This window comes from Cupriavidus sp. C1SS-2L (assembly GCF_057073735.1).
Genome location: NZ_CP172708.1, coordinates 553,124 through 576,218 on the forward strand (window position 1 = coordinate 553,124; position 23,095 = coordinate 576,218).

Below are 23,095 nucleotides of genomic sequence, written 5' to 3' on the forward strand. Positions count from 1 at the left end.
GCGATCAGCAGCGCGGCTCAAGATTAGGTTCTACCCCGGAGAGCAGCCAGAGGCCGTTCTGTTGCCGGAATTGCAGCGTAGTGGACGCGCACTGCGCCACGGCCACGGCACTGGCCGCGCCGTTGCTGGCAGCGCCGCGGGTGCCCGCGGCCGGAAAGCGCGCTTCGATGCGGCGCAGCCGCTTGTCGTAGCGGATTTCGTCGATGCGCCCGCCCACCCAGAAATCGATCTTCGATGGCAGTTGTGCCGCCGAATAATAGGTACGCACGACGCGGCGTGGGCGCCCGTTACGGTCTTCCGTCTCGACCCAGGTCAGCGGATAGCGGATCGCGCTCTCATACGCGCGCAGCGGCACCCGGTGCCAGCCAAGATCGCGCGAGCCGGACAGGTCGCAAGCAAACGAGCGCACCAGCTGCGTCCACTGGTCGAGAGCGTTCAGCGACGGCCGCCAGTGGCGTGCCATGGCAAGCTGCAGTGCCTGCGGATCGGCTTCGCAGACGTTGGACAGCTCGGCCGGCAGCAGCAGCGCCTGCGGAGCCGGTGCGGGCTGCGCGCGCGCGGCGACGGCACCGGCGGGCGGCGTCATCACGGCCATTGCCAGGGCGCAGCACAGTACGCTGCGCACGAGCACCGTCATGCCTTGGCCCCGCCGCACATCGGGAAGCCCAGTGCTTCGCGCGAATCGTAATAGGCCTGCGCCACCTGGCGCGAGAGATTGCGGATGCGGCCGATATAGGCGGCGCGCTCGGTCACGGAAATCGCGCCGCGTGCGTCCAGCAGGTTGAACGTGTGAGCGGCTTTGAGGACCTGTTCGTAGGCGGGCAAGGCCAGGCGCGTGCCGGTGGCAGTCTGTCCATCCGTGCCGGTATCACCCATCAGGCGCTTCGCTTCACCCTCATGCTCGGCAAAATGGCGGAACAGGATTTCGGTGTTGCTGTGTTCGAAGTTGTACGTCGACTGCTCGACTTCGTTTTGGTGATACACGTCGCCGTAGGTCAGGCGGCGCGTTTCGCCGTTCTCTTGCCACTCGGTCCACACGAGGTCATAGACGTTCTCGACCTTTTGCAGGTACATCGCCAGACGCTCGATGCCATAGGTGATCTCGCCCGTGATCGGCTTGCAGTCGATGCCGCCGACCTGCTGGAAGTACGTGAACTGCGTCACTTCCATGCCGTTGAGCCAGACTTCCCAGCCCAGGCCCCATGCGCCCAGGGTCGGGTTCTCCCAGTCGTCTTCGACGAAGCGGATGTCGTTCTGCTTGAGGTCCAGGCCCAGCGCCTCGAGCGAGCCGAGGTACAGCTCCAGGATGTTTTCCGGCGCGGGCTTGAGCACGACCTGATATTGGTAGTAGTGCTGCAGGCGGTTGGGGTTCTCGCCGTAGCGGCCGTCCTTGGGACGGCGCGACGGTTGCACGTAGGCCGCGCGCCACGGCTCCGGGCCGATCGCCCGCAGGAAGGTGTGCACGTGCGAAGTCCCCGCGCCGACCTCCAGATCGATAGGTTGCAGAAGTGCGCAGCCCTGCCGGTCCCAGTAGGCCTGCAGGGTCAGAATCATTTGTTGGAAGGTCAGCATAGGGAGGCTAGATCGGGGGTCCCGCCGCAATGCCGCGCCCTTACAGGCGCGGGCTGCAAACAAAGTGCAGCGGGCGACGCATATGGTTAGTGCTAAACCCTGAATTCTATCGGTTTTTTAGCCACTGGCCTGCGTTTGCGGGGATGCACGCCATGTCGGGCTTTCGCAACGCATGGGGAAAACACCGACGGGGATTTAAGGGGGGCCTTACCCTTGCCGATAATGTTTTTGTATACAGTATTATCAAGCAACCTGCATACAGAGTTGCGAAGGACAGTGGGCGCCGATGCCGCGCAAGCTGCACGAAATGTCCGTTTGGGGGATACCGCTGTCAGCTATCAAATGGGGACATGGGTCATGGCAATTCTTTCTCGCAAACCTTATCTGCTCGCCATTGCGGTCATGATCGCCGCAGCAGCCGTTTCGGCTGTGACGAGCCTGCTTGGCTGATTCGCCAGGCGGTCGCAAATACGGCATTGCCGGGAAACACCGTGGCAATGCCCGAGGCGGGTCGCGCCTCGCACTACCCGTGACGGACGCGCCCTGCCACACTTGCCGCCTGTGATCGCACAGGCGCTTCAGCCCGCGCGCCGCGCGCGCCAGGCTACGGCAGCCAGCACGGCTACGAACCAGGCCAGCACCGGCACATTTCCCCAGCGAATATAGGGCGTCAGCCCCTGCATGCCCTGCACCGATGCCGTCAGCGCATCGACGGTGAACGTCGGAAGGCGCGCCTGTACCTTGCCGTCCGGCGCCACGACTGCGGTCATGCCGGTATTGGTCGCACGCAGCATCGGGCGGCGCATTTCCAGCGCACGCATGCGTGAAATCTGCAGATGCTGGTCCAGGGCGATGGTGTCGCCGAACCACGCCAGGTTGGTCAGGTTCGCCATCATGTTGGCCGGCTCGGCCTGGTGCCGCAGGGTCTGGGCGATCTCCTCGCCGAACAGATCCTCGTAGCAGATGTTCGGCGCCACGCGGATGCCGCGCACAGGCATCGGCGGCTGGTCTAGCCCACCGCGCCGGAAATCGCCGAGCGGCATCTTCATCATGTCGACGAACCAGTGGAAGCCCAGCGGGATGAATTCGCCGAACGGCACCAGATGATGCTTGTTGTAGCGGTAGAGTTGGCGCGCCTGCGGACCGATCCCGAACACGCTGTTGGTGAAATCGACCGCGGAATCGGCGCCCGCCGCACCGAACAGCACGGTGGTGCCCGACTTCTCCATGAAGTCGCGCATGGCGAGCGCGACCTCGACCGGCAGGTCCTGCAGGATGACCGGGAAAGCGGTTTCCGGCGTCACGACAAGATCGGCCGGCGTTGCCGTGATCATGTCGCGGTAGAGTTCGATCGAACGCTGCACGCCGGCCTGCTCGAACTTGATGTCCTGCGGCACATTGCCCTGCAGCAGCCTGACTGTGATCGGCTTCCCGGCCGGTGTGGTCCACGCTAGTGGCACCAGGGCCGCCCCGGCGGCAGGCACGGCCACGGCGAGTATGGCGGCAACCATCCCACGGCCGTGGGTGCGCTGCGCAAACGCGCGCACCGCCACCACCAGCAGTGCCGCCACCGTCGCAGCCAGCGCGCCGATGCCGTACACGCCAAAGAGCGGCGCAAAGCCGGCCAGCGGACCGTCGACATGCGCATAGCCGCCCGACAGCCAGGGGAATCCCGTGAAGACAACGCCGCGCAGCCATTCCGACAATCCCCAGGCCGCGCCGAAGGCAAGCGGGGACCAGATCGACAGGCGCGGCAGCCGCGTGGCAAGGCGGTGCCACGCAGCAGCGGCCAGCGCGGGGTGGAGCGACAGGTAGGCGCTGAACAGCACCACGGCGAGCGCGGCCATCCAGGCCGGCATCTCGCCATAGACGTGCATGCTGATGTAGAGCCACCAGATACCGGACAGGAACCAGCCCAGGCCGAACGCGTAACCCGTGGCGGCAGCTACCCGCGCGCGCGGCGCGTCGGCGACCAGCGCGGCCAGGCCGGCCAGCGAAAGAATCTGCAGCCACCACCAGTCATGCGGGGCAAACGCTTGCGTATGGGCGATGCCGAGCATGCCCGCGAGCAGCAGGCGCGCCATGGTCGCGCCGGACACGCGTGTGCGTTCGGCGCCGGTGGCGGCGGCCAGGGCAGGAGCCTGGCGCTTCATGCGTCGGTCAGGTGGTTCGTGGACGACTCGCGGTGCACGAGAAGCAGGTGCACCTGGCGCGCATCGGCGCGCAGCACTTCGAAGCTGACCGGCGGCAGCGTAATGATCTCGCCGCGATGCGGCACGTGGCCGAGATGGTTGGTCAGCAGCCCGCCCACGGTATCGACGTCGTGGTCCGAGAACGCCGTGCCGAAGGCCTCATTGAACTGCGAGATCTCGGTGAGGCCATGCACGCGCCAGCCGCCGTCGGGCAGCGGCAGAATGTTGTCCTGGTCTTCGTCGAGATCGAATTCGTCCTCGATGTCGCCGACGATCTGCTCGAGCACATCTTCGATCGTGACCAGTCCGGCCACGCCGCCGTATTCATCGACGACGATGGCAATGTGGTTGCGGTTGTTGCGGAACTCGCGCAGCAGGATGTTCAGGCGCTTCGATTCCGGGATGAACACGGCCGGACGCAGCGTTTCGCGCAGGTCGAACTGCTCGTCCGTGTAGTAGCGCAGCAGGTCCTTGGCCAGCAGGATGCCGATGATGTTGTCGCGGCTGCCTTCGTACACCGGAAAGCGCGAGTGCGCCGTCAGCTGCATGAAGGGAATGAAGGCCTGCGGCGCGTCCGCGATGTTGACCATATCCATCTGCGAGCGCTGCACCATGATGTCGCGCGCGGTCAGTTCGGAGACCTGGAATACGCCTTCGATCATGGAAAGCGAATCGGCGTCGATCAGGTTGCGCTCGTGCGCATCCTGCAGCACGGCAAGCAGCTCCGCGCGGGATTCGGGCTCAGGGGAAATCAGGTCGGTGAGGCGTTCGAGAAGCGATCTGGGGCGATCGGACTGCTTGAAATGGGCAGGCTTCGAACTGGGATAGGGGTCGTTCATTTCGCGGCAAGCGCGTGGTGGAGATCGTCTGAAGGATACACTAAAAGACCGTTTACTCTCGTGACACAGCCGGCGGGGCGGCCGACTGTGTGCGGGCGGACTCACTTCAGACGTGGACGAGCCCGGTTTTCAGTGCGCGACCGGTGTGTGGTCGTCGCGGTACGGATCCTCAAAACCAAGGGCCTGCAGCGTCTCGGTCTCGATCGCTTCCATTTCCTCGGCTTCGGCGTCGTCCTCGTGCTCGTAGCCTTGGGCATGCAGCACGCCATGCACGATCAGATGCGCATAGTGCGCTTCGAGCGGCTTGCGCTGTTCGCGCGCTTCGGTCTCGACCACGGGGCAGCACAGCACGATGTCGCCGGTCACCGGGTCGTCCTCGCTCTCCGCGTAGGCAAAGGTCAGCACATTGGTCGCGTAGTCCTTGCCGCGATAGCTGCGGTTCAGCGCGCGGCCTTCTTCCTCGTCGACGAAGCGCACGGTCAGCGCTGCGTCGGCATACAGCGCCGACGTCACCCACGTCTCGATCTGCTTGCGCGATGGCAGGCCGGCGCGCTTGCCGATGCCGTCGCCTTGCTGGACGTCGAGCTCCAGCGCGGGCGGCGTGGCGGGGGTGCCCGTGGTGGTGACCACCGGTGTCGCGGTGACGGCCACCGACAGCGCATCATGGTTGTCGGGCCGTACCAGCAGGCCAGCCTGCTGGCGCGTGTCGGTGTGTTCGGCCAGCAAGGCCACCACGCCGTCGGCCGCCTGCGACAGGTCCACGGTCAGGCTGCGCCCGTCAGGCAACTGCACGCGTACGGCATGCGCGGCGCTCTTGCGCGCGCGGCCGTCACCATCGAACAGGGTCAGGCTGACGGCGGATGATTTTGCGGAAGACTTCGATTTGCTGTTTTTCAATTACGCGTCCTTGTGCTGGGCGTGGTATTCGTCATAGGCGTCGACGATGCGGGCCACTAGCGGGTGGCGCACGACGTCGATGCTGGAGAAGCGCGTGAACGCGACGCCGCGCACATCGCGCAGCACGTGCTGGGCCTCGACCAGGCCGCTCTTCTGTCCGCGCGGCAGGTCGATCTGCGTGGTGTCGCCGGTGATCACCGCCTTGGAGCCGAAGCCGATGCGCGTGAGGAACATCTTCATCTGCTCGGGCGTGGTGTTCTGCGCCTCGTCCAGGATGATGAATGCATGGTTCAGCGTGCGGCCGCGCATGTAGGCGAGCGGCGCGATCTCGATCATCTGGCGCTCGAACATCTTCTGCGTGCGGTCGAAGCCAAGCAGGTCATACAGTGCGTCGTAGAGCGGACGCAGGTACGGGTCGACCTTCTGCGCAAGGTCGCCAGGCAGGAAGCCCAGGCGCTCGCCCGCTTCCACGGCGGGGCGCGTCAGCACGATGCGCTTGACGGAGTCGCGCTCGAGCGCGTCCACCGCGCAGGCGACGGCCAGATAGGTCTTGCCGGTACCCGCCGGGCCGACGCCGAGCGTCAGGTCGTGCGCCAGGATATGGCGCAGGTACTCGCGCTGCATGGCGGTGCGGCCCTGCAGGCCCGCGCGCCGCGTGTGCAGCACCGGGGACTCGTCCTCGAACTCGGGCGCGCCGCTCTCGTCATCGGCCTGCGGCACGTAGCTGCCGTGCGCGGAGAGCTGGCGCGTCTCGACCAGGCCGAGCTGCACGTCGTCGACCGTCAGCGCCGTGCGCGCCTGGTTATAGAAACGCTCCAGCGCGATTGCTGCGTCCTGCGCGTTGGCGCCGCGTATCGTCATGCGGTGGCCGCGGCGCTGGATGGTCACGTCGAGCGCCTGCTCGATCTGGCGCAGGTTTTCGTCGAGCGGACCGCACAGGTTCTGCAGCCGCGTGTTGTCGTCGCGCGGGGCAACGAATTCGGCGGTGGCGATCTTCATCTTGGCGCGTGGGATGCCTTCGCTCATTGCCGCACCACGATCTCGCCGCGCAGCGAATGCGGGAACGCCTGCGTGATCGACACATCGACCATCTGGCCGATCATGCGTTCGCGCTGGGCCTGCGGCACGCCCGGCAGCGCGAAGTTGACCACGCGGTTGTTCTCGGTGCGGCCGTGCAGTTCGGTCGGGTCCTTGCGCGACGGGCCTTCGACGAGGATGCGCTGCACCGAGCCGACCATATTGCGGCTGATGCGCTGCACGTTCTCTTCGATGGTGGCCTGCAGATGCTGCAGGCGGCGCAGCTTCACTTCATGCGGCGTGTCGTCGTGCAGGTTGGCCGCCGGCGTGCCGGGACGCGGGCTGAAGATGAACGAGAACGAGGTGTCGTAGCCGACTTCCTCGATCAGCGCCATCAGCTTGTCGAAATCCGCATCGGTCTCGCCGGGGAAGCCGACGATGAAGTCCGACGACATCGACATGTCGGGACGCAGCATGCGCAGCCGGCGGATGATGCTCTTGTATTCGAGCACGCTGTAGCCACGCTTCATCGCCATCAGCACGCGGTCAGACGCGTGCTGCACCGGCAGGTGCAGGTGGTTGACGAGCTTGTCGCAGCGGCCGTACAGCTCGACCAGGCGGCTCGTGAATTCCTTCGGGTGGCTCGTGGTGTAGCGGATGCGCTCGATGCCGGGGATCTCTGCCACGTACTCGATCAGCAGCGCGAAGTCGGCGATCTCGCTGGTGCCGCCCATGGCGCCGCGATACGCGTTGACGTTCTGGCCCAGCAGCGTGACTTCACGCACACCCTGTTCCGCGAGTCCGGCCACTTCGGCCAGCACGTCTTCGAACGGACGCGAGACTTCTTCGCCGCGCGTGTAGGGCACCACACAGTAGCTGCAGTACTTCGAGCAGCCTTCCATGATCGAGACAAAGGCGCTCGGGCCTTCCACGCGTGCCGGCGGCAGGTGGTCGAACTTCTCGATCTCGGGGAACGAGATATCGACCTGCGACTGGCCGGTGCGCTGGCGGCGCGCGATCAGGTCGGGCAGGCGGTGCAGGGTTTGCGGACCGAACACGACATCGACATACGGCGCGCGCGAGACGATGCTCGCGCCTTCCTGGCTTGCCACGCAGCCGCCCACGCCGATCACGAGATCGGGCTTCACGGCCTTGAGCGCCTTCATGCGGCCCAGTTCGGAGAACACCTTTTCCTGCGCTTTCTCGCGCACCGAGCAGGTGTTGAACAGGATCACGTCGGCGTCTTCGACGTTGTCGGTGGGTTCCAGCCCCTGGCTGGCGTTCAGGACGTCGACCATCTTGTCCGAGTCATACTCGTTCATCTGACAGCCGTACGTCTTCACAAATACTTTCTTCATGGTGCCGGTCTCAGTGGTTCACCTGGGGGCATCAGGGTGTTGCAACAACACGGATGGCGCGAACGCCTCCGTACTTCCCGGGGATCAGGACTTGGCCTTCAGTGCCTTCTGTTCCTGCTCGCTGAGCACCCATGCGGTCAGCAACTGGCCGTACAGGTCGAGCTTGTACCGCACCGCCAGCTTCTGGCCCGCGATGGCGGCGAGGTTCTGCAATTGGTTGTCGGTGCCGAACACGCGCAGGCCCGGTGCCACGCCGATGGTCTTGCCGTCGAGCGTGACCGTCTGCGGCGATCCGGCGGTCGGTGCGGCGACAACCAGCTTCGCCTGCGGTGCATCGACCGGGATGACCCGTATCGGCTGCGCCATGGCGCCGGTGGCTCCGAGCCACAGCGCCGCGCCGAGCGACAGCGTCAGCAGCGGCTTGATGAAACGCGATGAAGCACTCTGACGCAGGGAACGGCCGGCGGGCATATGGGCTCCGGAAAAGCGCAGATCAGGTTGAAAAGGAGGCTGAAGGGTAACCGGGTATTTTACCCGTTCGATGGCACCGTGTCCGGCATCGCTCAAGGCACGGGTGCCCCGTCGCCTAGAACAGACAGGATGCTTCCTGCAGCACACGCTGCTTGGAAACGGTGCCCATCAGTTCGCGGCTGGCGCCATCGCGCACGAGCGGAATGCGGTTGATGCCATGGGCGGCGAAGACCTCCAGGGCGTCGCGCAGCCGCGACTCAGGCGTCAGCGCCGGGAAGTCGCGTTCGGCTAGCGCGAGCACGCCGGCGGCCGAGTCTTCGCGCTGCGCGCGTTGCAGCGCGTGGATTGACAGCGCCCCGAGCAGGCGCCCGTCGGGCTCGACCAGGTACAGGTAGCGTGTGCCGGTCTCCGCAAACTTGTCGGCGGCAGCGGCCAGCGAGGCATCCGGTGCGAGCGTGGTATCGGTCGGGTCGCATAGTCCGGCCAGCGTCATCGCGCGCGCGTGTTCTTCCGCGGCGGAGGCCTGCGCGCGTTCGGCGATCACGCTGTAGAGCGACATCGTCTGGCAGCGCGACGCCGTGTAATACGCCGCCACCGCGCCGATCATGGTGGGCAACAGCAGAGCCGGCGCCAGCGTCATTTCGAACACCATCAGCACCGACATCAGCGGCGCCTGGCTGGTCGCGGCAAGGAACGCGCTCATGCCGACCAGCGGCAGGACCGGCGAGGCCGGCGCGCCGGGCACGAACGCCTGCATTGCGAGCGCCAGCAACTGGCCCAGCGCGGCGCCGACAAACAGCGAAGGCGTGAACACACCGCCGACGGCGCCCGAGCCCATGCTGATGACCGTCGCCGCGAGCTTGGCCAGCAGCACCAGGCCGACCGACACTGTCAGCGGCTGTTCCTGCAGGATGGTCTGGATCGTGGAATAACCGTTGCCGACCACTTCGGGAACGGCCATGGCCAGCACGCCGACCAGTGCGCCGCCGAGCGCGAGCCGCGTGACCGGGCCGCCGGGCACCTGCGCAAAGCGCCCGCGCGCGATGCTGGCGGCGCGCAGGAACAATGCCCCGACGATGCCGGCAGCCACCCCCAGCGCCGCCGCGGCCACCATCAATTGCGGACGCACGTCGGCTGCGATGTGTAGGCCGGGATACAGCGGCTGCAGGCCGCCATGCCACTGGCTGACCATGGCGCCCGCCACCGAGGCCAGGAACAGCGGCATCAGGCGCTGCACGGCTAGTGCTCCGAACACCACTTCGGCAACGAATACGGCCGCGGACAGCGGCGTGTGGTAGACCGTGGCGAGGCCAGCGGCAGCGCCACACGCAGTCAGCATGCGCCGCATGTTCGAAGCGCCGTGGGGCTGTCCGATGCGCGTGGATGGAAACAGCGCGCCGCACAACGCAGCGAGCTGGATCATGGCGCCTTCCTTGCCGACCGAAGCCCCGCTGACGATGGAGCAAAACGACGATAGCGACCGCAGCAGCGTAACGCGCACGGGCAGGCGGCCCGTGCCGTTGGCTACGGCCTCCATGTAGTCGGTCGCGCCGCCGCTGCCAGCGAGCCGGTTAGCGGCTTGTAGCAGCAGCCCGGCCACCGCGCCTCCGACCGCCGGCACCACGATGCGCCATGCCAGCGCCAGCGCCGCAAAGATCGCGACGATATCCGCGTTGCTGGAAAAGATGACGATGCCGGCCCTCTCCAGCGCTTCCTTGAAGAGGGTGGTCGCAATCGCAGCAAGAATGCCGACCGGGATCGCCGCAAACAGCGTGACTTCCTGGTCTTCGAGAAATCGGAACCGCATGGGTGCTGGCGCTGGCCGCGCGGCGGCGCGGCTTTCAGCGTTCGGGGGCAGATGGTGGCCGCATGATAGCGCAGGGCCACACCCCCGCAACGTAGCGTGTGTAGTAACCGGCATGCATCACCATGTGATCAATAGGTTTGCGCTTGGCTGTTACACTACCGACCTTTGTTTCGTCAGCGGACGCCTCGCGCCGCTATGCCGGTCCCCCGACTGGTTTTGTGTCAGATCACCCAGGCTGCCTGCAGGCTGGCGCGCGCAGCGCCCAGCGCGCAACGGACGGCCGAAGCATTCATTCATGTCTTTCTCCGAACTCGGCTTGTCCGACAAGCTTGTGCGGGCCGTGGCCGAACAGGGCTACACCACCCCCACCCCCATCCAGGCCCAGGCAATTCCCGCCATCCTCAAAGGTGGCGACCTGCTTGCCGGCGCGCAGACCGGTACCGGCAAGACGGCAGGCTTTACGCTGCCGATGCTGCAGCTGCTGTCCGAATCGGCGCCACAGCGCCAGGGCAAGCCGGCGGTGCGCGCACTGGTGCTGACGCCGACGCGTGAACTGGCCGCGCAGGTGGAAGAAAGCGTGCGCAACTACGGCAAGTACGTGCGGTTGCGCTCGATGGTCATGTTCGGCGGCGTGGGCATCAACCCGCAGATCGAACAGCTGCGCCGTGGCGTGGAAATCGTCGTGGCAACGCCGGGCCGCCTGCTGGATCACGTGTCCCAGCGCACGATCGACCTTTCCAGCGTGGAACTGCTGGTACTCGATGAAGCCGACCGCATGCTCGACATGGGCTTCATCCACGACATCCGCAAGATCCTCAACGTCCTGCCGCCCAAGCGTCAGAACCTGCTGTTCTCGGCAACGTTCTCGGACGATATCCGCGCGCTGGCGGACCGCCTGCTGAACAACCCGGCATCGATCGAGGTCGCGCGCCGCAACACCACGGCCGAAACCGTGGCGCAGCGCGTCTACCCCGTCGACCGCGAACGCAAGCGCGAACTGCTGGCGCACCTGGTGCGCGAGCATGACTGGCACCAGGTGCTGGTGTTCACGCGCACCAAGCACGGCGCCAACCGGCTCGCCGAGCAGTTGACCAAGGACGGCCTGTCCGCACTGGCGATCCACGGCAACAAGAGCCAGTCGGCGCGCACGCGCGCGCTGTCCGAGTTCAAGGCCGGCACGCTGCGGCTGCTGGTGGCCACCGATATCGCCGCGCGCGGCATCGACATCGACCAGTTGCCGCACGTGGTCAACTTCGACCTGCCCAACGTGCCGGAAGACTACGTGCACCGCATCGGCCGTACCGGCCGCGCCGGCGCAGAGGGCGAGGCGATTTCGCTGGTTTGCGTGGACGAGCATGGCCTGCTGCGCGACATCGAACGCCTGATCAAGCGCAAGCTCGAACAGACGGTGCTGACGGGCTTCGAAGTCGATCCGACCATCGCGGCGGAGCCGATCCAGAAGGGTCGCCAGCAGCGAGGCGGCGGGCAGGGCGGTGGACAAGGTGGTGGACGTGGCCGTGCGCAGGCAAAGCCTGCGGCGCCAGCGGCAGCCAAGCCGTCGCAGGGCCAGCCGCGTCAGCGCCCGGCCCAGAACGCACCGCGTGGTGGCGCCAGCCAGGCCGGGGGCGAGGCAGCCCGTGGTCAGGGCGGCGCAAGCCGCAACGCCGGCCAGGCTCAGCCGCGCAATCCGCAACGCAACGGCGGTGGCCAGGCGCGGCCTGCTCAGGACGCCACTGGCGCCCCGGCGCGCCACAACAACCGCCGCCCGGCCCCGCAGGCCGCACTGCTTGGCGGCGCGCGGGCCAAGCCGGCACGCTGATCCGATCGGCTATCCAACCATGAGCGCGCATCCGGCATCCGGCGACAGCGACATCCCGTTCGCGGGGCTGACGCCAGAACTGATCCTCGATGCGCTGGATTCGTCGGGCATGCGCACCGACGGCCGGCTGCTGGCGCTCAACAGCTACGAGAACCGCGTCTGGCAGGTCGGCATCGAGGACGCCGCGCCCGTGGTGGCCAAGTTCTACCGGCCCGGCCGCTGGACGGACGCCGCCATCCTCGAAGAGCACGCCTTCGTGCAGCAGCTCGCCGATGCGGAGATCCCGGCGGTGCCCGCGCTGCCCGGGCCGGACGGCAGCACGCTGCAACACCATGCCGGCTTCCGCTTCGCGGTCTTCGCGCGCTGCGGTGGCCGCGAGCCCGAGCTGGATCGTGCGGATACGCTGACCTGGCTCGGCCGCTTCATTGGCCGCATCCATGCCGTTGGCGCGACGAACGCCTATCAGGCACGTCCGGCGCTCGATCCGGATACGTTCGGGGTGGCATCGCGCGACTGGCTGCTCGCCCACAACTGCATTCCTGCCGATCTGCTCGCTCCATGGCAGGCGGTCGTCGATCTTGCGCTGGACGGCGTGCGCCGCTGCTATGACCGCGCCGGCGACGTCCGCCTGCTGCGCGTGCATGGCGATTGCCATCGCGGCAATGTGCTGTGGATCGACGGCGACGACGTCCGGTCTACGGGCCTTACCGCAGCAGGGCCGCATTTCGTCGACTTCGACGACAGCCGCATGGCTCCGGCCGTGCAGGACCTGTGGATGCTGCTCGAAGGCGACCGTGCCGCCATGCAGGACCAGCTCGCGGATATCGTCGCGGGCTATGAAGATTTTGCCGAGTTCGCGCCGCGCGAACTCTGGCTCGTGGAAGCGCTGCGCACCCTGCGCCTGCTCCACTACAGCGCGTGGCTGGCCAGCCGCTGGCGCGATCCCGCGTTTCCGGCGGCGTTCCCGTGGTTCGGGACGGCGCGCTACTGGCAGGACCGCATCCTGGAGCTGCGCGAGCAAGTCGCGCTGATGGAGGAAGCGCCCCTGTGGGGCGCCTGAAGCATCAGGGCGGCCGCATTGGCGTCAGCCCCCGGCCTGTTCCGGTCAGGACTTCTGGGGTGCCTTGACCAGCAACACCGGGCAATCGCTCTGCGCGAGAACGCGCCCGGCGACCGAACCGATCACTGCATCAAAGAACGAGCCACGGCCGTGCGTGCCCATGATGATGGCCTGCGCATCCACCGAGCGCGCGTAGGTCACGATGCGCTCGGGCGCGAACCCGTGCAGCGCATGGCGCTCGAACGGCACGCCGGCCCCCGACAGGATGTCGCACACGCCGGCCATGGCCTTGTCGCTGGCCTCCTGGTGCCAGGCGTCGATGGTTTCCTTACTGACGAAGGCGCGGACCTGGCCGCTGACTTCGGGCGCGACGTGCACCACGTGCACGGTGAAGCCGGTCTGCAGCAGCTTGCCTTCGGCGATGAAGCGGGCGGCAGCGTCACTGAAGGCCGAACCGTCGGTCGCGAGCACGATATTGGACATGGCGGGAATCTCCTGGATGGGGGCGCTGTACGGATACGCCAGGTTTTAGGATAGGCAGGATCGGCCACCGCGTGGTTCCAGGTGCGGTGACGGGCTGTCTGGCACCATCATCGCAGCAAGTCTTTCGTCACAATCCGACACAGATCAAGAAATTCGGAATTCTCCTATGGGCCCTATGGGCGGGAGAGTTCGGATTGGTCAAGACATCTGACACATTTGGCCATTGCTGGCCCGCCACGCGCCCGTTTAGCATGGGCCCAACCCGGCTTGGGCCCGCGACATGGCGCCCGGCCTTTTCATCCCAGAACACAGGGCAATCGCGCCAGGCCTGGCCGCCGCGATGCCTGGACGGAGACAGCAACATGAGCGAGCGCGGCAACCTCCTGCCCCTGCGTGGCATCAAGGTAGTGGAATTCGAAGGTATCGGCCCGGGCCCGCTGTGCGGCGCCATGCTCGCTGGCCTTGGTGCGGAGGTCACGCTGGTGACGCGCCCGGTTGCCCCCGATGCGCGCCGCATCCTGCGCGGCCAGGATGTGCCGGCCGAGATGGAACTCGAACACGGCAAGGCCGTGGTGCAGCTCAACCTGAAGTCCGCTGAAGGCGTCGCCGCCGCGCTGGACCTGGTGGCGGGCGCCGACGCGCTGATCGAGGGGCTGCGCCCCGGCGCAATGGAGCGCCTGGGCCTGGGCCCGGCCGAATGCCATGCGCGCAACCCGCGGCTCGTGTACGGCCGCATGACCGGCTGGGGCCAGACCGGCCCGCTCGCGCAGAGCGCCGGGCATGACCTCAACTACATCGCGCTGACCGGCCTGCTGTCGATGGCCGCGCGCGACGACGCGCTGCCGATGGTGCCACCCACTGTGGTCGGTGATGCCACCGGCGCGCTTGGCCTGGCGTTCGGCATCACCAGCGCCATTCTGAACGCGCGCTCGAGCGGGCAGGGCTGCGTGGTCGATGCTGCCATCACCGATATCGTCGCCATGCTGGGCTCGCTGGTGCAGGTGTCGCGTGCGGCCGGAACGCTCGGCGGGCCGCAGCCCAGCGCATTCCATGACTCGCCGTTCTACGACGTCTTTGCCTGTTCCGATGGCCGCGCGATCACGCTCGGCGCGCTCGAGCCGCAGTTCTATCGTGAACTGCTCGAGCGGCTCGAACTGACCGACATCGATCCGGCCGCGCAGTACGACCGCGCCCAATGGCCGGCGGTGAAGGCGCGCATCACGGCCCTCATTGCTTCGAAGCCCAGCACGCACTGGGAATCGCTGCTCGGCGGCACCGATGTCTGCTTTGCCCGCGTCCTGACACTGGACGAGGCCGCACGCCATCCGCACAACCAGGCGCGCGGCACCTACCGCCTGTACCAGCAGGGGGATCGCGAAGTAGCGCGCTCCACACCGGCGCCGCGCTTCACTGCGGCCAAGTAAGCCAGACTGGCGTCGCGCCGGCAGGCGCGGGCAGACCTTCGGATACCATGCGGCATCCATCATCCGGAGATCTGCCATGACCACGCCAGTCGATACATCCGCCTATACCGACAACCCGGCCTTCGAGGCCGGCGTCAACGCGCGCACGGAAGTCCTGGGCCCGGCCCACGTGCAGCGCGCGCTGGACGCCGCCGCCCAGCAGGGCGATACGAGCCTGCAGCAACTGGTGACCGAGTTTGCATGGGGCACGGTCTGGACCCGCGAAGGACTGGACCGCAAGCAGCGCAGCCTGGCGACGGTGTCGATGCTGATCGCGCTGAACCGTCCGCAAGAACTGGCCGGCCACCTGCGCGGCGCGCTGGCCAACGGCGTCACGCCGCAGGAACTGCGCGAACTGATGGTGCATAGCGCGGTGTACTGCGGCTTTCCAGCCGCGCTTGACGCCAGCCGCAAGCTCACCGAAGTGCTGGAAGCCGCGGGCGCATAGCTACCCGGCCTTGGGCCGGAAAAAGATTCTGAAGCGGAAATTCTCGCAACGCGTCGCGACGGCTTTGCGTTCGGATGCAGCCGTTTCAGCGCTCGGGCGTGACGCGCTGAGCCTAACCTTCGCGGTATCCATTCACCAAGGAGCCGCGCGTTGGACCCCATCCCGTTTGATGAAGCCCTGATCGTCGATGCGCGGCCGGTGCCGCCCGGCGAGGCGTCGTGGCAGCTTGCCCACGCGCTCGGTGCGCGCCGGACGCTGCTGGCCGACAATGTGCGGCAGGCCCAGCAGATGGTGCGGGAGCGCCAGCCGGGGCTGGTGGTCGTCGAGCTGGACGCGCTGGGGCAGGCCGGCATCACGCTGATCAAGCGCCTGGCTGCGCGCCATCCGGACGTGCGGCTGCTGGTGTTGTCCGACAGCGATGCGACGATGGCGCCCGTTCAGGCGCTGCGCGCCGGCGCCCACGGCTTCGTGCCGCGGCAGCGCGATCTCGCGGAAATGGTCCAGGCCGCGCGCGGCGTGATGTCCGGCTACCTGGTCTTTCCGACGCATACGCTGGACGCCGCGCGCAAGTTGCGCCTGCCATCGGCCGGCAAGCTCGCGCGGCTGACCGCGCGCGAACTCACGGTGCTCCAGTACCTCGCGCGTGGCCATTCCAACAAGACGATCGGCGCGCGGCTGCTGATCAGCAGCAAGACCGTCAGCACCCACAAGACCAACATCATGTGCAAGCTCAACGTGGGGTCGGTGGTCGAGATGGTCGACTATGCGCGCCAGCACCGGTTGCTGTGATGGCTCTGGGCGGAGACGTCGATCTGCAGCGAGACATCGGACGCCGGCAAAGCAAAAAGCCGCGAACCCTTGCGGGATCGCGGCTTTTCAAATAGATGGTGGCGAATCAGGGACTCGAACCCCGGACCTGCGGATTATGATTCCGTCGCTCTAACCGACTGAGCTAATTCGCCAACGAAGACCGCTATTGTACTGGTATTTTCGTGACTGTCAACACCTTATCGAGAAGATGTTTGCTGGGCGCCGAAAAGAAAACCGGCAGGCCTTGCGGCCTGCCGGCTGGAGCGACCGATTACCGGGTCGGTCTCGCCTTAACCTGTTGCTCAGTCGTGGGCGTAGATGTCCACGTCCTTGGTTTCACGCACGAACAGGGCACCGACCACGAAGGTGACGGCGGCGATGATGATCGGGTACCAGAGGCCGTAGTAGATGTTGCCGTTCTGGGCGACCAGCGCGAACGAGATGGTAGGCAGCAGCCCGCCGAACCAGCCGTTGCCGATATGGTAGGGCAGCGACATCGACGAGTAGCGGATACGCGTCGGGAACATTTCCACCAGCATGGCGGCGATCGGCCCGTACACCATCGTCACATAGATCACCAGAATCACCAGGACCACCAGCACCATGATGGTGTTCATCTGCGCCGGATCAGCCTTGGTCGGGTAGCCTGCCGCGGCCATGGACTCGCCGACCTCCTTCTTGAACGCGGCGATCTGCTTCTTGCTGGCATCGTCGAAGCTGTGGCCGCCCGTGACGGTAGCGTCGAACGCCTTGATCTCCTTGTCGCCGATCTTCACCGAAGCGACCGTGCCGGCCGGAGCCTGCACCACTTCATAGCTTGCCGATGCCTGGGCCAGCGTACGCTTGACGATATCGCAGGAGCTGCGGAAGTCGATTTCACGTGCGATCGGGCTGCCCTGGAACGAGCACTGCTTCGGGTCGGCGGTGACAACGATCTGCGCGGTTTGCTGCGCACGCTCGAGCGCCGGGTTTGCATAGTGCGTCAGGGCCTTGAACAGCGGGAAGTAGGTCAGCACGGCGAGCGCGCAGCCCAGCATGATGATCCACTTGCGGCCGATCTTGTCCGACAGCGAGCCGAAGAACAGGAAGAACGGTGTGCCGATCACCAGCGCGCCGGCGATCAGCAGGTTGGCCGTCTTGGCATCGACCTTGAGCACCTGCGTCAGGAAGAACAGCGAGTAGAACTGGCCGGTGTACCAGACCACGGCCTGGCCGGCGGTCAGGCCCACCAGCGCCACGATCACGATCTTCAGGTTGCGCCACTGGCCGAACGCTTCGGTCAGCGGAGCCTTCGAGGTCTTGCCCTCGGCCTTCATGCGCTGGAACGCCGGCGACTCGCTCATCGACAGGCGGATGTACACCGACATGGCCAGCAGCAGGATCGAGACCAGGAACGGAATACGCCAGCCCCAGGCTTCGAAGTTGGCACCGGTCAGCTCGCGGCACAGCAGGATCACGATCAGCGACAGGAACAGGCCCAGCGTCGCGGTGGTCTGGATCCAGGCCGTGTAGGAACCGCGCTTGCCGTGCGGCGCATGCTCGGCCACGTACGTGGCGGCACCGCCGTACTCGCCGCCGAGCGCGAGGCCCTGCAGCATGCGCAGCGCGATCAGGATGATCGGGGCGGCCCAGCCGATGGTGGCGTAGCCCGGGAGCAGGCCGACGATGAACGTCGACAGGCCCATGATCAGGATCGTCACCAGGAAGGTGTACTTGCGGCCGATCATGTCGCCGAGGCGGCCGAACACCAGCGCGCCGAACGGGCGCACGATGAAGCCTGCCGCGAATGCCAGCAGGGCGAAGATGAACGCAGAGGTCGGGTCCAGACCGGCGAAGAACTGCTTGGCGATCACTGCCGCCAGCGAGCCGTACAGGTAAAAGTCATACCACTCGAACACCGTGCCGAGCGACGAGGCCAGAATGACCTTCTTCTCCTCGGTTGTCATCGGTGCGTTCTGCGCGCCCCCGCCGGGCATCGCTACGTTTTGCGCGTTTGCCATGTTGTCTCCTCCGTCTGAATGGGTCACCGGTGAGGCCGCGGACGCACCGCAAGACATGGCGCGCTGCGGAGCCGTAGCACCGGAGCTGAAACGATTCTGGGAGGCGAAACTTACTGAGTTCTGACAAATTTCCTTGCTATTGCACGCAAAACGTCGGGGTATACGCTAGCCCGCGCAGCGCCTGTAACGGCACCTGTCGTGCTGCGCTGCGAGCAATAATGTGCAGCAAACGGCGTGCCGTCGCGCTATCCGGGTGTGACGCTATGCAGCATCCTTGCTGACATCGCCGGGATTGCCCTGCGGAAGTGGGGGGGCGTCGCGCACGCCCGCGTCAGCTTCGTCGTCAGCCCGGTTCATGCGCCAGGCATAGAGCGCCGTCATCAGGACATAGACGACCAGCGCGCCCTGGGCACCCACCCAGAACGAGAACGGCCAGCCGAAGAAATCGAAGCGCAGGTCGCGCGCGAACCAGCTCACGACAAAGGTCACGACGAACCAGACCGCGAGCAGCGCGCAGATCCAGCGCCGGTTGCGCTGCCACGAGCGTTTGAGTGCCGGATCGACGGGCGGATGCGCGCTCACGCTGATGCCTCCGGTGCGGGACGGCGCAGCGTGACGCGGAATCGCGCGCCGGCCAGCCGGGGCTCCTGCTGGTAGACGTGGTCCTCGATGCGGACTTCGCCGCCGTGCTGCTGCACGATCTCGCGCACGATCGCCAGGCCCAGGCCGCTGCCTTCGGTGTTGGTGCCGAGCACTCGGTAGAAACGTTCCATCACGCGCTCGCGGTCCGCCGCCGCGATGCCGGGACCGGTGTCTTCCACGTCGAGATATGCGAACGGCTCGAAGGCATCGGCGGTGACGCGCACGGTGGCGTGGCCGCCGATCGGCGTATAGCGGATGGCGTTGTCGAGCAGGTTGTTCAGCATTTCCGTGAGCATCAGCCGGTTGCCCTGCACCATGACCGGGTGATCGTCGGCATCGAGTCCCAGGTCGATCTGACGGGCCCAGGCGCGCGGCAGCCAGTCCTTCACGACCTCGCGCGCGAGCGCGGCCAGGTCCAGCGCCGCCATGCTGCCGGCGCCGGCCAGGTTTTCCATGCGCGCAAGCGACAGCAATTGCGTGACCAGGTGCGCCGTGCGTTCCGAACTGCCGGCGATCTGCGCGAGCGAGCGGCGCAATTCCTCGGGCGACTGTTCGCGCTGGGCCAGTTCCGCCTGCATGCGCAGTCCGGCCAGCGGCGTTTTCATCTGGTGCGCGGCATCGGCAATGAAGCGCTTCTGCGTCTGCACCGACTGGTCCAGCCGCGCGAGCAGTTCGTTGAACGATGCGACCAGCGGCGTGATTTCCTGCGGCGCCGCGCGTTCGTCGATGGGGCTGGTGTCGCCGGGATTGCGCGCGCGGATGCGTTGCTGGATCGCCGTGAGCGGCGCCAGTCCGCGCGAGAGCCCGAACCACACGAGCACCACAGCCAGCGGCAGGATCACGAACTGCGGCAGGATCACGCCCTTGATGATTTCGTTGGCCAGGCGCGCGCGCTTGTCGAGGGTCTCGGCCACCTGCACCAGCACGGGCTGGTTGCCGCCTACGTTCTTGAGATCGATATAGGTATAGGCCACGCGCACGTCGTTGCCCGACACGCGGTCATCGCGCAGCGATACCAGGCCGGGATGGCCCTCGTCCTCCTCGGACGGCAGTGGCAGGTCGTGGTCGCCGGCCACATACTCACCGCGCTTGCCGACGATCTGGTAGTAAATGTTGTCGGTTTCGTCCGCGCGCAGGATCTCGCGCGCCGACAGCGGCAGCTGCAGCGTGACGCGGCCGTTCACTTCGCGGACCTGCTGCGACAGCACGATGGCGCTGGCTTCCAGCGCACGGTCGAACGGCCCGTTGGCGATGGACTTCGCGACGAGGTACGTGACCGCGATGCTCATCGGCCAGAGCAGCAGCAGCGGCGCCAGCATCCAGTCCAGGATCTCGCCGAACAGCGAGCGCGGGGCAGGCTGGCCGGTGCTCTCCTCCAGGTGGGGCAGAGCATCGGCCAGGTCGTCCGGGTCGTCCGGGTCGCCCGGTGTGGCGGCACCGGGGGGAGGGACGGGATGCTTGGCGGGCGGATGCCGCCATGGCAGTCGCAGCAAGCTCATCTCGGCAAAGTGTGGGCGGATTCGGTCGAGTGATCGGCTGCTCAGTAACGTGGCGGGAAGCGCAGCGGATGCGGGTCAGCTATGCGCGGCCACGCTTGGCTGGAACTTCTCCAGGCAGTAGCCCAGCCCGCGTACCGTGGCAATGCGGATGCCGCCAACTTCGATCTTTTTGCGCAGCCGGTGCACGTAGACCTCGATCGCGTTGTTGCTGACCTCTTCGCCCCACTCGCACAGATGGTCCACGAGTTGTTCCTTGGAGACCAGCCGCCCGCAGCGAGTGAGGAGGATCTCGAGCAGGCCGACCTCGCGTGCCGACAAGTCCAGCATCTGCTCGTTCATATAGGCAATGCGACCGACCTGGTCGAAGGCGAGCGGCCCGTGGCGCATCAGCGTCGCGCCGCCGCCGGCGCCGCGGCGCACCAGCGCGCGCACCCGGGCTTCGAGTTCGGACAACGCGAACGGTTTTGCCATATAGTCGTCAGCACCGAGGTCCAGTCCCTTGACGCGCTCATCGACGCCGTCGGCAGCGGTCAGGATCAGCACCGGCAGCATGGCGCCGCGCGCGCGCAGGCGCTTGAGCACTTCCAGACCCGGCATGCGAGGCAGGCCCAGATCCAGGATCAGCAGGTCGAACGTCTGGGTCGATAATGCGGAATCGGCCTCGAGACCGTTCGCGACATGGTCGACCGCATAGCCGGAGTGACGCAGCGAGCGCGTCAGGCCGTCGGCAAGCACATCGTCATCTTCGGCAATCAGAATGCGCATGGTTGTCTCCACCACGGCCGGCATTGCCAGTCGCCACGCAAACGATGCGGACAGGGCTTGCCAAGCATACTGTTTTTTTATACAGTACCCGCACATTCCGCGCAGGCCGCCGCAGAAGGCGGCTGTGCAGGCAGTCGGGTGATTTTGTAGTTGAGGCGCACTGATCCGGAAGTCGATCGGAACAATCGGAAAAAGCCGGTGTCGCGCCACATTCGACTTATTTATACCACCATTGACTCAACATTTGACTCAAGGACCACCATGGATGACAAGAAGGCAGGTGCCGGCCTGAGCGCCGAGAAGCAGAAGGCGCTTGCCGCCGCGCTCTCGCAGATCGAGAAGCAGTTTGGCAAGGGCTCGATCATGCGCATGGGCGACGGCGAGGTCGAGAAGGACATCCAGGTGGTCTCCACCGGCTCCCTCGGCCTTGACATCGCGCTGGGCGTCGGCGGCCTGCCGCGCGGCCGCGTGGTCGAGATCTACGGCCCGGAATCGTCGGGCAAGACCACGCTGACGCTGCAGGTCGTTGCCGAAATGCAGAAGCTTGGCGGCACCTGCGCCTTTATCGATGCCGAGCACGCGCTCGACGTCAACTACGCCTCCAAGCTTGGCGTGGACGTGGGCGAGCTGCTGATCTCCCAGCCGGACACTGGCGAACAAGCGCTCGAAATCACCGATGCGCTGGTGCGCTCGGGCTCGATCGACCTGATCGTGATCGACTCGGTGGCCGCGCTGGTGCCGAAGGCTGAAATCGAAGGCGAAATGGGTGATTCGCTGCCCGGCCTGCAGGCCCGCCTGATGAGCCAGGCGCTGCGCAAGCTGACCGGCACCATCAAGCGCACCAACTGCCTGGTGATCTTCATCAACCAGATCCGTATGAAGATCGGTGTGATGTTCGGTTCGCCTGAAACGACCACGGGCGGCAATGCGCTGAAGTTCTACGCTTCCGTGCGCCTGGACATCCGCCGCATCGGCTCGATCAAGAAGGGTGACGACGTGATCGGCAACGAGACCAAGGTCAAGGTGGTCAAGAACAAGGTATCGCCGCCGTTCCGCGAGGCCTTCTTCGACATCCTCTATGGCCAGGGCATCTCGCGCCAGGGCGAGATCATCGACCTCGGCGTGGACGCCAAGATCGTCGAGAAGTCGGGCGCCTGGTACAGCTACAACGGCGACAAGATCGGGCAGGGCAAGGACAATGCGCGCGAGTACCTGCGCGAAAATCCCGACATCGCTCAGGAAATCGAGAACAAGGTCCGCGCCGCGCTGGGCGTTGCGCCGATGAACAGTGTTCCGGCGGCCGAGGTCGTGACGGAAGACTGAGCGCCGGCCGGCAGGCACGCTCCCAAGGGCTGGCGCATCGCCGATGCGCCAGCCTTTTTTGTTTCCTCTTGCTTGATCCCTCGTTTTCCTGAACCGCGCTGATGTCCACCCGCCCCCCGCTATCCCTGAAGGCCCGCGCCGTGGGTTACCTCTCGCGCCGTGAGCATAGCCGCGCCGAACTGGCGCGAAAGCTTGCGCCGCACGCGGAATCGCCGGAGCAGCTCGAACAGTTACTGGATGCGCTGGAGCGGGAAAACTGGCTGTCCAACCAGCGCTTTGCCGACAGCCTGCTGCACCGGCGTGGCAGCCGCTATGGCGCTGCGCGTGTGCTGCAGGAGGCCAAGAACCACAAGCTTGGCAGTGAGCAACTCGGCGAACTGCAGGAGCGGCTGCGCGAAACCGAATCCGACCGCGCACGCGAGGTCTGGCGCAAGCGCTTCGGCACCCCGCCGGCGACGCCGGAAGAGCGGGCCAAGCAGATCCGTTTCATGATGACCCGCGGATTTTCGCGTTCGGTGATTGGCAAGGTGATTCAGGGCGCGGAGGACGAACTGCCTGACGATTTCGAGTAAATCGAGTGCGCGGGCGGTCGCCCTTCGGGCCGGTTTAAAAGGGAATACCAGTACTGGC

21 protein-coding genes and 1 tRNA gene are annotated in these 23,095 nt (G+C 66.2%); 7 read left to right on the forward strand and 15 right to left on the reverse strand.

Features of this window, described 5'->3' with window-relative positions; translation table 11 throughout:
• Window positions 1-4: 4 nt before the first annotated feature.
• The 9 genes from ACIGJG_RS02575 to ACIGJG_RS02615 all read right to left on the reverse strand — a co-directional run bounded on the left by ACIGJG_RS02575 (window position 5) and on the right by ACIGJG_RS02615 (window position 10,153).
• Window positions 5-637: a hypothetical protein gene (locus ACIGJG_RS02575; RefSeq protein ID WP_011296697.1), complete on the reverse strand. Its 633-nt coding sequence runs from the start codon at window positions 635-637 to the stop codon at window positions 5-7.
• A complete protein-coding gene (gene glyQ / locus ACIGJG_RS02580) occupies window positions 634-1,572 on the reverse strand; it encodes a glycine--tRNA ligase subunit alpha (protein WP_041679472.1) in 939 nt (312 codons plus the stop codon). Before glyQ ends, ACIGJG_RS02575 begins: the two co-directional genes overlap by 4 nt.
• A gap of 578 nt (window positions 1,573-2,150) precedes the next feature.
• Window positions 2,151-3,725: an apolipoprotein N-acyltransferase gene (gene lnt, locus ACIGJG_RS02585; RefSeq protein WP_011296699.1), complete on the reverse strand. Its 1,575-nt coding sequence runs from the start codon at window positions 3,723-3,725 to the stop codon at window positions 2,151-2,153.
• Complete coding sequence (locus ACIGJG_RS02590; protein WP_011296700.1) at window positions 3,722-4,603, reverse strand: HlyC/CorC family transporter; 882 nt, start codon at window positions 4,601-4,603, stop codon at window positions 3,722-3,724. Before ACIGJG_RS02590 ends, lnt begins: the two co-directional genes overlap by 4 nt.
• A 129-nt stretch (window positions 4,604-4,732) precedes the next feature.
• Window positions 4,733-5,500, reverse strand: coding sequence for an rRNA maturation RNase YbeY (gene ybeY / locus ACIGJG_RS02595; RefSeq protein ID WP_140950791.1), 768 nt, complete (start codon window positions 5,498-5,500; stop codon window positions 4,733-4,735).
• Window positions 5,501-6,499, reverse strand: a complete 999-nt coding sequence (locus ACIGJG_RS02600) for a PhoH family protein (RefSeq protein ID WP_483673044.1) — start codon at window positions 6,497-6,499, stop codon at window positions 5,501-5,503.
• A gap of 23 nt (window positions 6,500-6,522) precedes the next feature.
• Entirely contained in the window at window positions 6,523-7,875 is a 1,353-nt protein-coding gene (miaB, locus tag ACIGJG_RS02605) for a tRNA (N6-isopentenyl adenosine(37)-C2)-methylthiotransferase MiaB (protein ID WP_483672716.1), read from the reverse strand.
• An 84-nt stretch (window positions 7,876-7,959) separates the two neighbouring features.
• Window positions 7,960-8,346: a hypothetical protein gene (locus ACIGJG_RS02610; RefSeq protein WP_011296704.1), complete on the reverse strand. Its 387-nt coding sequence runs from the start codon at window positions 8,344-8,346 to the stop codon at window positions 7,960-7,962.
• A 115-nt stretch (window positions 8,347-8,461) separates the two neighbouring features.
• Window positions 8,462-10,153 (reverse strand): ClcB-like voltage-gated chloride channel protein, encoded by a 1,692-nt coding sequence (locus ACIGJG_RS02615; RefSeq protein ID WP_483672717.1) that lies wholly within the window; start codon window positions 10,151-10,153, stop codon window positions 8,462-8,464.
• A 295-nt stretch (window positions 10,154-10,448) separates the two neighbouring features.
• Between ACIGJG_RS02615 and ACIGJG_RS02620 the strand changes: the two genes are divergently transcribed.
• Together ACIGJG_RS02620 and ACIGJG_RS02625 are read left to right on the forward strand one after the other, a co-directional pair.
• Entirely contained in the window at window positions 10,449-11,972 is a 1,524-nt protein-coding gene (locus tag ACIGJG_RS02620; RefSeq protein WP_483672718.1) for a DEAD/DEAH box helicase, read from the forward strand.
• 19 nt (window positions 11,973-11,991) lie between these two features.
• Window positions 11,992-13,032 carry a serine/threonine protein kinase gene (locus tag ACIGJG_RS02625; RefSeq protein ID WP_483672719.1) on the forward strand — a complete coding sequence of 347 codons (1,041 nt, stop codon included), beginning with the start codon at window positions 11,992-11,994 and terminating at the stop codon, window positions 13,030-13,032.
• A gap of 45 nt (window positions 13,033-13,077) precedes the next feature.
• Here ACIGJG_RS02625 and ACIGJG_RS02630 read toward each other — a convergent pair whose 3' ends face one another.
• Window positions 13,078-13,515, reverse strand: coding sequence for a universal stress protein (locus tag ACIGJG_RS02630; RefSeq protein ID WP_011296708.1), 438 nt, complete (start codon window positions 13,513-13,515; stop codon window positions 13,078-13,080).
• A gap of 362 nt (window positions 13,516-13,877) precedes the next feature.
• Here ACIGJG_RS02630 and ACIGJG_RS02635 point away from each other — a divergent pair, with 362 nt between their 5' ends.
• The 3 genes from ACIGJG_RS02635 (at window position 13,878) to ACIGJG_RS02645 (ending at window position 16,215) form a co-directional block, all read left to right on the forward strand.
• A complete protein-coding gene (locus ACIGJG_RS02635) occupies window positions 13,878-14,939 on the forward strand; it encodes a CaiB/BaiF CoA transferase family protein (protein WP_011296709.1) in 1,062 nt (353 codons plus the stop codon).
• Between the two features lie 76 nt (window positions 14,940-15,015).
• Window positions 15,016-15,426 carry a carboxymuconolactone decarboxylase family protein gene (locus ACIGJG_RS02640; RefSeq protein ID WP_011296710.1) on the forward strand — a complete coding sequence of 137 codons (411 nt, stop codon included), beginning with the start codon at window positions 15,016-15,018 and terminating at the stop codon, window positions 15,424-15,426.
• A 150-nt stretch (window positions 15,427-15,576) separates the two neighbouring features.
• Window positions 15,577-16,215 carry a response regulator transcription factor gene (locus ACIGJG_RS02645; RefSeq protein WP_011296711.1) on the forward strand — a complete coding sequence of 213 codons (639 nt, stop codon included), beginning with the start codon at window positions 15,577-15,579 and terminating at the stop codon, window positions 16,213-16,215.
• Window positions 16,216-16,311: 96 nt separating this feature from the next.
• Here the strand turns inward: ACIGJG_RS02645 and ACIGJG_RS02650 are convergent.
• The 5 genes from ACIGJG_RS02650 to ACIGJG_RS02670 form a co-directional block, all read right to left on the reverse strand.
• Window positions 16,312-16,388: transfer RNA gene (locus tag ACIGJG_RS02650), tRNA-Met, on the reverse strand.
• 150 nt (window positions 16,389-16,538) lie between these two features.
• Complete coding sequence (locus ACIGJG_RS02655; RefSeq protein WP_483672720.1) at window positions 16,539-18,236, reverse strand: MFS transporter; 1,698 nt, start codon at window positions 18,234-18,236, stop codon at window positions 16,539-16,541.
• A 261-nt stretch (window positions 18,237-18,497) separates the two neighbouring features.
• On the reverse strand, window positions 18,498-18,818 hold the full coding sequence (locus ACIGJG_RS02660) for a DUF4212 domain-containing protein (RefSeq protein ID WP_483672721.1): 321 nt from the start codon (window positions 18,816-18,818) through the stop codon (window positions 18,498-18,500).
• The gene (locus tag ACIGJG_RS02665; RefSeq protein ID WP_483672722.1) at window positions 18,815-20,377 is read right to left on the reverse strand and encodes a sensor histidine kinase N-terminal domain-containing protein; all 1,563 of its coding nucleotides are present in this window, start codon (window positions 20,375-20,377) and stop codon (window positions 18,815-18,817) included. The genes ACIGJG_RS02660 and ACIGJG_RS02665 overlap by 4 nt, the downstream gene beginning before the upstream one ends.
• A 75-nt stretch (window positions 20,378-20,452) precedes the next feature.
• On the reverse strand, window positions 20,453-21,142 hold the full coding sequence (locus ACIGJG_RS02670) for a response regulator (protein ID WP_011296715.1): 690 nt from the start codon (window positions 21,140-21,142) through the stop codon (window positions 20,453-20,455).
• Window positions 21,143-21,403: 261 nt separating this feature from the next.
• Here ACIGJG_RS02670 and recA point away from each other — a divergent pair, with 261 nt between their 5' ends.
• Together recA and recX are read left to right on the forward strand one after the other, a co-directional pair.
• Window positions 21,404-22,465 carry a recombinase RecA gene (recA, locus tag ACIGJG_RS02675; RefSeq protein WP_011296716.1) on the forward strand — a complete coding sequence of 354 codons (1,062 nt, stop codon included), beginning with the start codon at window positions 21,404-21,406 and terminating at the stop codon, window positions 22,463-22,465.
• Window positions 22,466-22,566: 101 nt separating this feature from the next.
• The gene (recX, locus tag ACIGJG_RS02680; protein ID WP_483672723.1) at window positions 22,567-23,037 is read left to right on the forward strand and encodes a recombination regulator RecX; all 471 of its coding nucleotides are present in this window, start codon (window positions 22,567-22,569) and stop codon (window positions 23,035-23,037) included.
• Window positions 23,038-23,095: the final 58 nt, after the last annotated feature.

Bases quoted from the DNA above. Each gene is read 5' to 3' on its own strand.
- ACIGJG_RS02575 (WP_011296697.1), bottom strand. From the start codon at position 637: ATGACGGTGCTCGTGCGCAGCGTACTGTGCTGCGCCCTGGCAATGGCC.
- glyQ (WP_041679472.1), bottom strand. From the start codon at position 1,572: ATGCTGACCTTCCAACAAATGATTCTGACCCTGCAGGCCTACTGGGAC.
- lnt (WP_011296699.1), bottom strand. From the start codon at position 3,725: ATGAAGCGCCAGGCTCCTGCCCTGGCCGCCGCCACCGGCGCCGAACGC.
- ACIGJG_RS02590 (WP_011296700.1), bottom strand. From the start codon at position 4,603: ATGAACGACCCCTATCCCAGTTCGAAGCCTGCCCATTTCAAGCAGTCC.
- ACIGJG_RS02600 (WP_483673044.1), bottom strand. From the start codon at position 6,499: ATGAAGATCGCCACCGCCGAATTCGTTGCCCCGCGCGACGACAACACG.
- miaB (WP_483672716.1), bottom strand. From the start codon at position 7,875: ATGAAGAAAGTATTTGTGAAGACGTACGGCTGTCAGATGAACGAGTAT.
- ACIGJG_RS02610 (WP_011296704.1), bottom strand. From the start codon at position 8,346: ATGCCCGCCGGCCGTTCCCTGCGTCAGAGTGCTTCATCGCGTTTCATC.
- ACIGJG_RS02615 (WP_483672717.1), bottom strand. From the start codon at position 10,153: ATGCGGTTCCGATTTCTCGAAGACCAGGAAGTCACGCTGTTTGCGGCG.
- ACIGJG_RS02620 (WP_483672718.1), top strand. From the start codon at position 10,449: ATGTCTTTCTCCGAACTCGGCTTGTCCGACAAGCTTGTGCGGGCCGTG.
- ACIGJG_RS02625 (WP_483672719.1), top strand. From the start codon at position 11,992: ATGAGCGCGCATCCGGCATCCGGCGACAGCGACATCCCGTTCGCGGGG.
- ACIGJG_RS02630 (WP_011296708.1), bottom strand. From the start codon at position 13,515: ATGTCCAATATCGTGCTCGCGACCGACGGTTCGGCCTTCAGTGACGCT.
- ACIGJG_RS02635 (WP_011296709.1), top strand. From the start codon at position 13,878: ATGAGCGAGCGCGGCAACCTCCTGCCCCTGCGTGGCATCAAGGTAGTG.
- ACIGJG_RS02640 (WP_011296710.1), top strand. From the start codon at position 15,016: ATGACCACGCCAGTCGATACATCCGCCTATACCGACAACCCGGCCTTC.
- ACIGJG_RS02655 (WP_483672720.1), bottom strand. From the start codon at position 18,236: ATGGCAAACGCGCAAAACGTAGCGATGCCCGGCGGGGGCGCGCAGAAC.
- ACIGJG_RS02665 (WP_483672722.1), bottom strand. From the start codon at position 20,377: ATGAGCTTGCTGCGACTGCCATGGCGGCATCCGCCCGCCAAGCATCCC.
- ACIGJG_RS02670 (WP_011296715.1), bottom strand. From the start codon at position 21,142: ATGCGCATTCTGATTGCCGAAGATGACGATGTGCTTGCCGACGGCCTG.
- recA (WP_011296716.1), top strand. From the start codon at position 21,404: ATGGATGACAAGAAGGCAGGTGCCGGCCTGAGCGCCGAGAAGCAGAAG.
- recX (WP_483672723.1), top strand. From the start codon at position 22,567: ATGTCCACCCGCCCCCCGCTATCCCTGAAGGCCCGCGCCGTGGGTTAC.